Annotated in this window: 11 protein-coding genes; 6 read left to right on the forward strand and 5 right to left on the reverse strand. The window is 68.8% G+C overall.

Annotated elements, in window-relative coordinates:
• Positions 1-19 precede the first annotated feature (19 nt).
• On the reverse strand, positions 20-676 hold the full coding sequence (gene fer / locus ACFQEY_RS16600; RefSeq protein ID WP_379770748.1) for a ferredoxin Fer: 657 nt from the start codon (positions 674-676) through the stop codon (positions 20-22).
• Between the two features lie 411 nt (positions 677-1,087).
• On the opposite strand from fer, the gene ACFQEY_RS16605 reads away from it, so the two are divergent.
• The 5 genes from ACFQEY_RS16605 to gcvPB all read left to right on the forward strand — a co-directional run bounded on the left by ACFQEY_RS16605 (position 1,088) and on the right by gcvPB (position 6,602).
• Positions 1,088-1,846, forward strand: a complete 759-nt coding sequence (locus ACFQEY_RS16605) for a mechanosensitive ion channel family protein (protein WP_379770750.1) — start codon at positions 1,088-1,090, stop codon at positions 1,844-1,846.
• 218 nt (positions 1,847-2,064) lie between these two features.
• Entirely contained in the window at positions 2,065-3,042 is a 978-nt protein-coding gene (gene fen / locus ACFQEY_RS16610; protein ID WP_379770753.1) for a flap endonuclease-1, read from the forward strand.
• 282 nt (positions 3,043-3,324) lie between these two features.
• Complete coding sequence (gene gcvH, locus ACFQEY_RS16615) at positions 3,325-3,702, forward strand: glycine cleavage system protein GcvH (RefSeq protein WP_379770755.1); 378 nt, start codon at positions 3,325-3,327, stop codon at positions 3,700-3,702.
• A gap of 140 nt (positions 3,703-3,842) precedes the next feature.
• Complete coding sequence (gene gcvPA, locus ACFQEY_RS16620) at positions 3,843-5,171, forward strand: aminomethyl-transferring glycine dehydrogenase subunit GcvPA (RefSeq protein ID WP_379770757.1); 1,329 nt, start codon at positions 3,843-3,845, stop codon at positions 5,169-5,171.
• Positions 5,172-6,602 (forward strand): aminomethyl-transferring glycine dehydrogenase subunit GcvPB, encoded by a 1,431-nt coding sequence (gene gcvPB / locus ACFQEY_RS16625; RefSeq protein WP_379770760.1) that lies wholly within the window; start codon positions 5,172-5,174, stop codon positions 6,600-6,602. It begins immediately after the preceding gene.
• A gap of 52 nt (positions 6,603-6,654) precedes the next feature.
• Here gcvPB and ACFQEY_RS16630 read toward each other — a convergent pair whose 3' ends face one another.
• A complete protein-coding gene (locus tag ACFQEY_RS16630; protein WP_379770762.1) occupies positions 6,655-7,164 on the reverse strand; it encodes a cupin domain-containing protein in 510 nt (169 codons plus the stop codon).
• Between the two features lie 89 nt (positions 7,165-7,253).
• Between ACFQEY_RS16630 and ACFQEY_RS16635 the strand changes: the two genes are divergently transcribed.
• Positions 7,254-8,222, forward strand: a complete 969-nt coding sequence (locus ACFQEY_RS16635) for a decarboxylating 6-phosphogluconate dehydrogenase (RefSeq protein ID WP_379770958.1) — start codon at positions 7,254-7,256, stop codon at positions 8,220-8,222.
• 536 nt (positions 8,223-8,758) lie between these two features.
• On the opposite strand, the gene arcS is transcribed toward ACFQEY_RS16635, so the two are convergent.
• From arcS to ACFQEY_RS16650, 3 genes are all read right to left on the reverse strand, one after another.
• Positions 8,759-10,561, reverse strand: coding sequence for an archaeosine synthase subunit alpha (gene arcS / locus ACFQEY_RS16640; protein ID WP_379770764.1), 1,803 nt, complete (start codon positions 10,559-10,561; stop codon positions 8,759-8,761).
• Between the two features lie 59 nt (positions 10,562-10,620).
• Complete coding sequence (tgtA, locus tag ACFQEY_RS16645; protein WP_379770766.1) at positions 10,621-12,120, reverse strand: tRNA guanosine(15) transglycosylase TgtA; 1,500 nt, start codon at positions 12,118-12,120, stop codon at positions 10,621-10,623.
• A 69-nt stretch (positions 12,121-12,189) separates the two neighbouring features.
• Positions 12,190-12,966, reverse strand: a complete 777-nt coding sequence (locus tag ACFQEY_RS16650; protein ID WP_379770768.1) for a Nif3-like dinuclear metal center hexameric protein — start codon at positions 12,964-12,966, stop codon at positions 12,190-12,192.
• Positions 12,967-12,972 lie beyond the last annotated feature (6 nt).

The following is a 12,972-nucleotide window of genomic DNA, read 5'->3' on the forward strand; positions in this document are numbered from 1 at the left end:
GCGTGCGGTGGTATCGTCGTTATCGGCGCGTGAACGGTCCGGGCGGGAGGATCAGATCGTCGAGTTCGGGGAGGTGCTTCACGTTGAACACGACTTTGAGCTCGTCGCTCACCGGGTACCCGTTACACGAGAGTCGAAATCCCCGCTCCGCGAGCGCGTCCGGCATGATGTGGTTGGCCGGCTGCGACAGTTCGCCCTCGACGAGGTAGACGGCGCAGTTCGCGCAGGCACCGCCGCGACAGGAGAACGGCCACCCGAATCCGCGGTTCTCAGCGCCCTCCAGCAGGCTCTCGTCCGGCTGTACGAGTAATCGACCGTACTCGGCCTCGCCGAGGTTCGCGTGCGACGCCTTCCGGAAGAGATCGTCGTCGTCCAGCGACCAGCCGTAGTCGGCGAGCACCTCGTAGTCGAGGAACTCCACGTGGATCGATCCGCCTCCGTCGGCGTCCTCCGTGAGATCGATGTCGGCGGGATCGGTCCCGTCGGATCCGTTCGTTGCCACGCCGTTCAAATCGCGCTCGGAGAGGCTCCGGTAGGCTCGCCTGACGAGCTGGAACTCCTCCATCGATCCGCCCGTGTCCGGGTGCGCCTCTTTCACCCGCTCACGGTAGGCCCGCTCGACGTCGGCCTCGTCCGCGTCGTCGTCCACGCCGAGCACGTCGAACGGGGAGACCATTCGATGTATATCGTAGCCGGCCGAGACGGATAAACGTCCCACTACGCTCCCACCTCGCCGGTACCGGGACGGAGGCGGTTTCAGTGGGTCGGCGTCCATGCCGACCACCCGTACTCGTCGACCATCCGTACTCGTCGACGACGCGTACATGCCGACCACCCGTACATACCGACGACGCCCCGACGGGGGGAACCATACGGGGTCGGCGCGATACGCGCGATGGCTTCGCAGGGTGGTCGAAGCCGTCGACAACGATCGACCTACCCGAAATATCGCTCGACGCGGTCGAGACAGTACGTCGATCATACCTCGCGACACCACCGTCATCGATCTGAGGTGTCAGGGTAGGCATCGAAGCTCGCAAAATAGGGCAAATATAACAATATATTCACATTTTCAACAGGTGAGACTATGGGGTTCAACGATCCGCTCGTGCTTCAGATCGGCGTTCCAGGCGTACCGGAGTATCTACAAGAGACCGTGGCGGGTATCATCGCCTTCCTGCCCCGGCTCATCGGCGCGGCGGTCATCCTGCTCATCGGGTGGGTCCTCGGCCGCCTCGTCGCGGGAGCCGTCCGACGCGTCGCCGACCGGACGGAAGTGGATCGGCTCGTGATGAACACGCCGCTCGGCGGTGCTCTCGGCGGGAGCGAAACGGCGGTCTCACGGAGCCTCGGTCGCGTCGCAGGGTACTTCGTGTACGCGCTGGCGATACTCACGGCGGCGGACGCGCTGGCCGTCGAACTCCTGTCCGAGTGGATCGCGGCCGCCGTCTCGTACCTGCCCGCGTTCGTCGCCGGCGCACTCATCATCGTCGTCGGGTTCGTTCTCGCGGACTTCGTCGCCGATCTCGCCGCACGTACCGAGACGGTCACGGAAACCAGCTATACCGACGTGTTCGCCGATGGGTTGCGCGTATTCCTCTACTTCGTCGTAACCGTCATCGGCCTGGGCACGATGGGCGTCGACGTTCAGATCCTCAATACGTTCGCACAGGCCGCGGCGTGGGGACTGGCCGGCGGAGCTGCCCTCGCCATCGGTATCGCGTTCGGCCTCGGCGGCCGGGATCACGTCGCCGCAAACATCGATGACTGGCTCCCGGGACGTGCGCCCGGGCCGGAATCTGCCCCGATGGGACAGCCCGACGGGGGCGAGGAATCGACCGACTGAGTCGGTCTTCTCGTTCCGGAATTCCCGCCCGAGCGGCCGTACGCACCCGACGAGCGCTCGGACGCACTCGGCGAACATTCGGACGCACCCAACGAGGGTTCGGACGCACTCGGCGAACGGTCGTTCAGCCGCCGTGTCGAGGGGGAACGCGTCCGGTTCACTCGCCTCCCGCGGGCCGTCTCGACCGTTTAATACCCCGGGAGGCGATCGGACGGGTAATGGGAAACGCGGACTTACGCGATCTCGCGTCGATACGGGAGGTCGCCTTCGAGGAGCTGGAGGGGAGCGTCGTCGCCGTCGACGCGCACAATTGGCTGTACCGCTACCTCACGACGACCGTGAAGTGGACGTCGGACGAGGCGTACACCGCCCCCAACGGGACCGAGGTCGCGAACCTGATCGGGATCGTCCAGGGGCTCCCGAAGTTCTTCGAGCACGACCTGATCCCGGTGATGGTGTTCGACGGTGCGGTCACGGAGCTGAAAGCCGCCGAGGTCGCCGATCGCCGGGCGAAACGCGAGGCCGCCGAGGAGCGCCGCGCTGCCGCCGCGGACCGCGGCGACGCGGTCGAGGCCGCCCGTTTGGAGGCACGCACCCAGCGGCTCACCGACACGATACAGGAGACAACCCGCGAGCTGCTCCGGTTGCTCGACGTGCCGATCGTCGAGGCCCCCGCCGAGGGGGAGGCGCAGTGCGCGCACATGGCCGCGACCGGTACCGTCGATCACGCGGGCAGCGAGGACTACGACACCCTGCTCTTCGGTGCGCCGACGACGCTCAGGCAGCTGACGAGCAAGGGCGACCCGGAGCTGATGGACCTCGCGGCGACGCTCGCCGATCTGGATCTCGACCGGCAAGGGCTCGTCGACGTGGCCATGCTGTGCGGGACCGACTTCAACGAGGGGCTCCACGGCGTCGGGCCGAAGACCGCGGTGACGGCGGTGAAAGAACACGGCGATCTGTGGGGCGTCCTCGACGCCCGTGACGCCGAGATCCCGAACGCCGAGGAGATCCGCGAGCTGTTCATGCATCCGCCGGCGACCGACGTGGACGTCGACGCGACGGTGAATCCCGACGTCGATGCCGCCCGGGCGTACGTCGTTAACGAGTGGGGCGTCGCGGCCGACGAGGTCGAGCGGGGATTCGAGCGCATCGCGGAGTCGCAGGTGCAGACCGGGCTCGACCGATGGACCTGACCGCTTTGATTCGACCGCCGCGGACCACCGAGACGCGGCCCCCGGAGCGTCGCCGCGGCCGTCATTGACACCGGGAACATACCTTTTATTTCCCCGTCGTCAGAAGTCCCACGTACACGTGTCGTCGACCAGCGCTCGACCGCAGATCCCGCCCGCTGACGGCCGACGAGGCTCGCCCGCCGGCGAGGGTTCGGCGCGTCGGTCCGCGCCGCGCCGAGCGCCCGCGACGACTCCCCTTACCAATGAGCAGCTCCTCTTACCAATGAGCTGCTCCCCTTACCAATGAGCTTCGAAGTACCCGACGAGTTACGATACCTGGAATCGCACGAGTGGACGACGAGCGGCGACGAGACCGTTCGGATCGGCGTCTCCGACTTCGCGCAAGACGAACTGGGCGACGTCGTCTTCGTCGAGCTGCCAGCGGTTGGCGACGAGATCGTCGCCGACGAGCCGTTCGGCGTCGTCGAGTCGATCAAGGCCGTCTCCGACCTGTACGCACCCGTCTCCGGCGAGGTCGTCGCGGTCAACGAGGCGCTGTTCGATCGCCCGGAGCTCGTCAACGAGGACCCGTACGGCGACGGGTGGATGCTGGAGATCGACCTCGACGGCGAGTCCGCGGAGCTGCTCGATGCGGCGTCCTACGGCGAGCAGATCGCCTGACGAACGGGGCTGGAGCGACAGACGATAGTGACACACGATAGCGACACACAATAGCGATACACGATCATGATCACGCCACCCTTCGACGGACGATCCGGGACCGGACGAGCGACCACCGCCCCAGCGGCCGGAGCGAATCGATGAGCGGAACCAGCGGGAGCCCGTACGCTCCCCACACCGACCCCGAGACGGAGGCGATGCTCTCGGCGATCGGCGTCGACGACGAGGAGGCGCTGTTCGACATCCCGGACGCGGTCGCGTTCGACGGCCAGTTCGGGATCGAGCCGCGCACGGAGCGGGCGATCCGCGAGGAGTGTTCGCGGATATTCGACCGCAACGACGACCTCGTCGAGTTCCTCGGCCGGGGCCACTACGGCCACTACGTCCCGAGCGTCGTCGACCACCTCTCGGACCGCGCCGAGTTCCTCACGAGCTACACCCAGTACCAGCCGGAGATCTCCCAGGGGTTCCTGCAGGCGCTGTTCGAGTACCAGTCGATGCTGGTCGAACTCACCGGCCTGCAGGTCGCGAACTGCTCGATGTACGACGCCGCGACCGCGCTCGGGGAGGCGGCGACGCTCGCGGACCGAGTTCGGTCGACCTCGGGCGACGTCGTCCTCGTCCCCGAGCATCTTCGGGAGGGGAAACGGAACGTGCTCTCGAACTACTGTGCGGGCGCGGACCTGACCGTCGAGTCGTACCCGATGGACGACGGGACCGCCGACGTCGACGCGGTCTCCGATCGCGTCGGCGACGACGTGGTCATGGTGTACGCGGAGAACCCGACGGTCCGCGGTTGCATCGAGGAGCGCCCGTCGGGGATCGGCGACCTCGCCGCCGACGCCGACGCGCTGTTCGCGCTCGGAACCGACGTCGTCTCCCTCGCGGTCCTCGAAGAGCCGGCGAGCGTCGGTGCCGACGTGGTCGTCGGCGAGGCCGGCGCGCTCGGGCTCCCGACCGCCTACGGGATGGGGCTCGGGATCTTCGCCTGCCGCGACGACTTCCTCCGGCAGGTCCCCGGACGGCTCGTGGGGGTGAGCGAGGACGCCCGCGGCGACCGCGCGTTCACGCTCACGCTCCAGACCCGCGAACAGCACATCCGCAAGGAGCGGGCGACCTCGAACATCTGCACGAACCAGGCGTGGGTCGCGCTCCGGGCGGCGATCCACGCCGCGACCCTCGGCCCGAGCGGACTCGTCGACCTCGCGAACGACTGCGTCCGCGAGGCGGCGACTCTCGCCGAGCGGATCGACGACCTCAACGGCGTGGCCGCACCGGTCCACGACCGCCATCACCTCCGCGAGTTCGCCGTACACGTCGACCAGCCGGCCGCTGCGATCGCCGGCGACCTGGAGTCTGAGGGGTTCGCGGTCCACGTGATCGGCGAGCACCTGCTGCAGGTGTGCGTGACCGACCTGAACGCGGAGCGGGCGGACGACCTCGTCGCCGCCTTCGAGGAGGTGATCTGAGTGATACACGACCAGGCGCGGTACACGCGCGAGGATTCGGCCGTCCACGAACCGCTGCTCTCCGAGAAAGGCGAGACGACCGTCGACGTGGCGGAGGGCTCGCCGCTGCCGGACGACCTGACGCGCGACGACCTCACCCTGCCCGAGCCGTCCGAGCCGGAGATCGCCCGCCACTACACCCGGCTCTCCCAGATGAACTGGGCGATCGACTCGGGGCCGTACCCGCTCGGGAGCTGCACGATGAAGTACAACCCGAAGTTCACCGAGGACGTGGCCGCCGACCCGAACGCTGCCGTCCATCCGGACCGCTCGGCGCGCTCGGTGCAGGGGAACCTCGAACTCCAGTACCGGCTCCAGGAGTTCCTCGGCAACATTGGCGGGATGGACGCGGTCACGCTCCAGCCGCCGGCGGGAGCCGCCGGCGAACTCACCGGAATCCTGGTCGCGAAGGCGTACCACGAGCACCGCGGCAACGACCGATCCGAGGTCGTCATTCCTGCTTCGGCGCACGGGACGAACTTCGCCACGGCCGCGACCGCGGGCTACGACGTGGTCGAGCTCCCGTCCGGCGAGGACGGTCGCGTCGACGTCGAGGCACTGGAGGCGGCCGTCGGCGACGACACGGCCGCGCTCATGCTCACGAACCCGAACACGGTCGGGCTCTTCGAGCGCGACATCACGGAGATCGCGGAGATCGTCCACGACGCCGGCGGGCTCCTCTACTACGACGGCGCGAACCTCAACGCGCTTCTCGGCCGCGGACGCCCCGGCGACATGGGGTTCGACGTGATGCACTACAACGTCCACAAGACGTTCGCGACGCCCCACGGCGGCGGCGGTCCCGGCGCGGGGCCGGTCGGCGTCGTCGACGAACTGGCCGAGTTCCTGCCGACCCCGCGCGTCCGCGAGAAGCCGGGCGGAGGCGGGTTTGAGCGGTTCGAGCCCGAACACACGATCGGGAAGGTCCACGGCTTCACCGGGAACTGGCTCGTCCTGATCAAGGCGTACGCGTACATCGCCCGCCTCGGCGACGAGGGGCTCGCGGACGCGGCCGCGAAGGCCGTGCTCAACGCGAACTACCTCGCCGAGCGGATCGACCTCGACGTCCCGTACGACCCGTTCCATCACGAGTTCGCGGCGACTGCGGGCGACCACGACGCCGCCGACGTCGCCAAGCGCATGCTCGATTTCGGCGTCCATCCGCCCACGACGAAGTGGCCGGAGATGGTGCCCGAGGCGATGCTCACCGAGCCGACCGAGATCGAGGGGCGGTCGTCGCTCGACGACCTCGCGGAGGCGTTCAACCTCGCGTACGCCGACAGCGACGAGGCGCTCGACGCGTCCCCGAACCGCACCGCCGCGGGCCGCATCGATCAGGTCGGCGCGGCGCGGAACCCGCGGCTCTCGTGGCAGGCGCTCGACGGGGAGTGAGTCCGCGGTCGGTCCCGCGCAGTCACCCGTCGTCGACGTTGTTTTCGCCCCGTCACTCCGCGTCGTCGTCGTCTCCCGCCCAGTAATCGACGGTTTCGTTGAGATCATAGTACCCCGACAGCGAGCGCTCCTCGCGGCCGCCGGGCGGGGATCCGACGAACACGCCGAACGTTCCGGAGTCCGGGTAGACCGTCACGTCGGGTTCGATCATCGTCGAGACGACGAGGTACCTGACCGGCTCGTCGCCGTCGTTGACGACGCGGTGCGCGCCCGACTCGTCCGCCGGGAACGCGACGTAGTCGCCAGCGGCGATCCGAGCGGAGTCGTCGCCGCCGCCGCGCTCGCCGAGTCGGAGGAGCGCCTCGCCCGAGCAGACGTACAGCGCCTCTTCGTTGGCGGTGTGATAGTGGTACGGCCACGACTTCGCGCCGGGCGGGAGTTCGTAGAGGCTACAACCGATCCGCTCGCCCCCGGCGGCCTCGGCGAGTTGCTTCCGGCGGAAGCGTGCGTCTCCCTTTTCGGTCACGGTCCATTCGACGTTGGTCTCGTTCACCCGTCCCATGGGTCGTGCTCGCAGGTCGCGCTCAAAACGCTTGCGCGAAGTGGCGGAACGAACTTCGAGGCCGGGAAATCCGAGTGCGCGGCAGCGGAATCGGAACCACTACGGCGGACGGTCGCCACCCCTCGCGCATGGAACTCGGCGTCATCGGACTCGGGCGGATGGGACAGATCGTGGCGAACCGGTCCGTGGAGGCCGGCCACGACGTGGTCGCGTTCGACCTCTCGGCTGAGGCGACGGCGACCGCGGCGGAGAACGGAGCGGAGCCGGCCGACTCGGTCGCGGACCTCTGTGACCGGCTCGACGGATCTGGCGGGGGCGAGGGGAGTGACGGCAAACGGATCTGGCTCATGGTGCCCGCGGGCGACGCGGTGGACGCCACCCTCGCGGACTTGGAGCCGCACCTCGCGGACGACGACGTGGTCGTCGACGGCGGCAACTCGCGTTTTCACGAATCGGTTCGGCGCGCCGAGGAGACAGATGCGGCCTATCTCGACTGCGGGACCTCCGGCGGTCCCGCCAGCGCGGAGGAGGGGTTCTCGCTGATGATCGGCGGCCCGGAGTGGGCCTACGAGACGCTCGTGCCGGTGTTCGACGCGGTGGCGACGGGGCCGGACGGTCACGACCACATGGGCGCGTCCGGGTCGGGTCACTACGTGAAGATGGTCCATAACGGCGTCGAGTACGCGCTGATGCAGGCGTACGGCGAGGGGTTCGAACTGCTCACTGAGGGTCGGTACGACCTCGACATGGAGTCTGTCGCGCGCACGTGGAACAACGGCGCGGTGATCCGGTCGTGGCTGCTCGAGCTGTGCGAGGAGGCGTTCCGCGAGGAGGGCTCGGACCTCGGCGACGTCGCGGACCACGTCGCCGGCGGGTCCACGGGCACGTGGACCGTCGAGGAGGCGCTCGAACAGGAGGTCCCCGTGCCGCTCATCTACCAGGCGCTCGCCGAGCGATACGACTCGCGCAACGAGGGTCGCTTCTCGCACCGGCTTGCGAACCGCCTCCGGTACGGGTTCGGCCGCCACGAGGTCGCGCGGCGGTCGCCCGACGAATAACTCATCGATTTATAAGACGTCACCGCCGTCGATGGGGTTGTCACCGCTAATTCGGCCTCTGCTCGCTTATAAGTCGTTAACGGCGGATCAACGATGAATACCTCCAAATTCCCTGTCGCTTCCTATAAATCGTTGACTGCGCGGTGAACACTCTCCGACGCCCCAGTCGCCGGCGGCTGCCAGAGGCGCTTCGCGTCTCGCTGCCGCTCACTTAAAAATGATCGTTGCTATCGGCGATGCGGTGAACACTTCCAAAGCCCCAGCCTCGCGGCTCACTCCGTTCGCCGCGTCCAGCGAGAATCGAAGATTCTCCGGCAGCCGGCGAGCAGCGTCGGCGACTTCGTGCGGGCTCTCGCCGGCGGCTCCGTCGACAGCTATCAGAGGGACCTCCGGTCCCTCCCTGCTCGCGGCCGCTTATTAGCGGCCGCTCGGAGGCGCACGCCACCGCACTGGGACTTATAAATAGGCGTCAGAGTCGGGCGTTGAGGTGTGAATCGTCGACGGGAGCGATGATCCGTCACGTTCCCGCGAGATCGCTACGTCTCGTCGACGTGGCGGACTTCGCTGGCGACGCCGCGGGTCGAATCGACCATTTCCGGCCCGGACATCTCGGCACGGCCGACCGCGAACGCCTTCGGCCCCTCGATGACGACCTCGTCGCCGACGCGGATGTCGTCGTCCGCGTCGACGACACCGGGCGCGAGCACGGAGCCGTGGGGAACGAACGGGTCGATCTCGATCCGTTTGGTGGGTGCGTCGCTTGCGACCCACCGCCGCGCGCCGGCGAGGGTGAACGAGAGGGTGCCGTACTGCGGTACCATCGTTGCGAGCTGTTCGCCGGGCTCGCTCTCGCGACCGGCGTCCGGGTCATCGCCCCACACCTGGAGCTTGGGATACCGGCCCGTGGTGCGAATGTCGGCCTCACCGGGGCCGCCGAACAGGTCGTCGCCCGCGCCGTCGCCGAGCAGATAATCGGCGAGCGCTCGGACCGTGTTGTGCTCGCGCTCGCGCTTGCTATAGGCGGGCTCGCCCTGCAGGGCGGCGTTCAGCTCCCCGAGCGACTCGTCGGTCGTCGGGTGCCCGACGCAGGTGTACTCGAAGGGGACGTCGACCGCGGGGTCGCCCTCGACGCGCTCGCAGATCTCGCGGTAGCCGTGGTCGGGGACGTGCGCGATCACTCGCGAGTAGTCGTTCCGCTCCACGTATCGGCGGAGCACCTCGGCGACGAACCCGATCTCGTCCTCGCTCCAGTCTCCGGTGACGACCGCGTCGTAGTGCTGTGCGGGGTAGGTCGTCTCCAGCTCCTGGGGCACCACGCCGATCGGCGAGGTCATCGAGACGGTGTGCCCGCGCCACTGGATCGCGTCGTGGAACTGGCGGTGGCTCTGCGAGTCGCTGTACGGCTTCGTCGCCGAGCAGGGAACCAGCACGAGCGGCTGGTCCGTGAACCGGTTTCGGTATCGGCTCGTCACGCGGTCCGCGAACCGCTGGATCTCGACGCGATCCAGCGTTTCCGCGGTCGCCGCCGTCACCTCGGCGTCGCGCATCAGCGGCGTCCGCTCCTCAATGTAGGACCACTGGTCGTCGAACTCGCGGAACGCGGCCGTGAGCCACTGCTCGTGGCGGGTCTGCCCTTCGATGTAGTCTCGGAGCCGTCCAGAACGAATCCGCTCGTGGACCCGCCGCAGCTCGGCGCGGAGCGCGTTCACGTTGTGCTCGGCGCAGTCCGCGCGGGTGAACTCGTCGCGGGACTGCGCGCAGGCGGAGCAGGCGCACGGCAGTTCGTCGAGGTCCTCCAGGAAGTGCTCCGCGTCCGCGGTGAGGTACATCCCCTGCGTCCCCTTCGTCCGCGCGAGCGTCGCGTCCACGAGGTCGACCCCGGCGTACGCGAGCAGGGCGACGTTCAGCGGCGTGGCGACCCCCGAAAGGAACAGCGCGGTGTCGGACGGAAGCGCCTCTTTCGCCGAGACGATGGCGTCCCGGAACGCCTCGCCGTGACCGACGAACCCCTGCGCGTCCGAGAGCAGGTACGCGTCAGCGCCGGCGTCGCGGGCCCCCGCGCTGTCGACGACGGCCGCCGTCGGGAAGTCGGCGTCCGGGTGATCGACCGCGAACGACTCGCGGACCTCCTCGCGGGTCCCGGCCGGGAACGAGCGGTGCGGCAGTACCGTGAGCGAGCCGTCGTCGCCGTCGGGCACCTCGCGCCCGCCAGCCCAGAGACTCCCCGAGTCCGCGAGGAACGGGTCCGCGAGCGCCGGCGTCGTCACCGGATCGGTGAGCCGGAGCTCACCGAGACGGGCGGCACCGTCGCGCTCGTGGACTTCGAAGTGGTCGGTCATACGCCCACTCGACGGGGGACGCTCAACTGTGTTGTGTTCCGCGGCGAGACGGGCGTACCTTATCGGCCGAGCGACTGAAGATTCTCCGTCTCGACGCCCTCGGGAATCCGCTCCAGCGCAGCGTCGCCCCAGTCGTCGTGGCCGAGGGTGATCGACGCGTTCGGATTCGCCGCGGCGAGGCTCGCGACCCCGTCGGCCGCGGCGACCTGCGCCGCGACGTCGACTCGGTCGGGGACCTCCGCGGTGAGCGGGTAGGTCTCGGAGAGCGCGCGCGGGAACGGGCCGAACGGGGGCTTGACGCGCCAGACGGCGTCGTAGTCGTGGGTCGAGGGGGCGTTCGACTCCGTGAGCAGGAGCCGCTCCGGGATCGCCAGCCGGGAGAGCCGGTCGTGGTGTCGACGAACCTCCGGCCGGCGGGCAGACTCGTGGGAGGTGTAAAAGAACGCGTCCTTCGAGACGGGGTCGGTGCGCTCCAGTTCGTCAGCGTGATCGAGGAGGGTCCGGAGCCCGTCGAGCATCGCTGGATGGCCGCGCGCGCGCTGATCGACGAGCTGGAGGAGGTTCCCGGACCGGATCGCGGCCTTCACGCGGCGGAGCTCCTCGAAGGTGACGTGGAGGTTGTGTTCGGCGAGGAGCACCTCCGTTGATCGGTCGGCGTCCCCGTCGCTCCCATCCAACGCCCGAAGCTCTGCGGGCGTGTGCTCGGCACAGACCGGACAGGAGCAGGGGAAGTACTCCATGTCTTCGAGGTGCTCAGTGCCCGACACCGTCAGGTACCGCCCGTCCCGGGCCATCAGCGCGTAGGCGGCCGAGTCGAACAGGTCACAGCCCGCGGCGACCGCGAGCGCGAGCATCATCGGGTGGCCCGCGCCGAACAGGTGGACCGGCGCGTCCGGGTCGAGACCGCGCTTCGCCGCCCGAACTGCCTCGACGACGTCTGCGTAGCGGTAGGCGTTCAAAAGAGGGACCATCGCGCCGACGGGGAAGACGTCCAGATCGGTCGCGCTCGCGTGGCGGCCCGCCGCCTCTCGGAGATCGGGGAACGTCGAGCCCTGGACCGGCGCGTTCACCAGCATCTCTCCGGTGTCGGCGGCCTCCGCGTCCGCGAGCGCTCGCTTCGTCGTCTCCAACTCCCGCTCGGCGCGTTCGCGGTCGACGTCGGGCGGCGTGGGGACGTCGACCGGGGTCGCCACGTCGCTGCCGATCCGCCGCTGGAACTCGATTATCTCCTCGGTTGTCACGTCGATGTCGCCGTACTCGGCGAGCTGAAAGGAACCGGAGTCGGTCATGATCGCGCCGTCGAACCCTAAAAAATCGTGAAGTCCCTCGTCGAGCACGCGGTCGCGGATGCGGTCCGTGCTCCGGATGATGTAGGAGTTGGTGATCAGCATCTCCGCGCCGAACTCCTCGCGGAGCCGCCGCGGCTCGACCGTGAGCACGTTCGGATTGACGACCGGCAACAGCGCCGGCGTCTCGACCGTGACACTGGCGCGAGGGACCTCCAGCCGGCCGATCCGCCCGGCGGCGTCGTGGTCCCGAATTTCGAAGTGATCGCGCATACCCGAACTGCGGGGACGCGAGCGGTAAGGGTTGCGTTCGGCGGCGGTCGCTCGCTTCCGAGAGGAAGCCTACAGCCCGGTCGGGTGGCTCACGTACTCCGTTTCCAAGCCCCACTCCGCCGACAGCGACGCCAGCGACCGGACGCCGAACGTCTCGGTCGCGTAGTGGCCCGCGAGGAAGACGGTGACCCCGGCCTCCCGCGCGTCGTGGTAGACCTGCCCTTTCCCCTCTCCCGTCACCAGCGCGTCGGCACCGGCCGCGACCGCCTCGTCGAACCAGTCCACGCCGGAGCCGGTGACGACCGCGACGCGCTCGATATCGTCGGGTCCGAACTCGAGCACCCGCGTCGGAACCCCTTCGCCGTCCGGCTGGCCGTCGAATCCGTCGAGCGTCTCGCGGATCGTGGCGGCGGAGCGCGGCGCGTCGGTCTCGCCGATCGTCCCGATCGTGACCGGGCCGATCTCGCCGAACGGCTCCCGGTCGACGAGCCCGATCTCGGCCGCGACGCCGGCAGCGTTACCGAGATCCGAGTGACCGTCGAGCGGGAGGTGGGACGCGTACAGCGCGAGGTCGTTCTCGACGAGCGCCTCGATCCGATCGTAGGCCCGTCCCGTGACGCGGTCGATGCCTCCCCACGAGATCCCATGGTGCACGACGAGGACGTCCGCGCCGGCGTCGGCCGCGGCCTCGATCGTCGCCGCCGCGGCGTCGACCGCGAACGCGACGCGCCCGACGTCGGCGTCCTCGGGGCCGACCTGTAACCCGTTCGCGCTGGCGTCGACGTCGGCGTAGGCGGCGGTGTCCAGCCGATCGTCGAGCCGTCGAACGTACTCGGATAGCTCCATGCGGAC

The organism is Halorubrum trueperi, assembly GCF_042662525.1.
Classification (GTDB): domain Archaea; phylum Halobacteriota; class Halobacteria; order Halobacteriales; family Haloferacaceae; genus Halorubrum; species Halorubrum trueperi.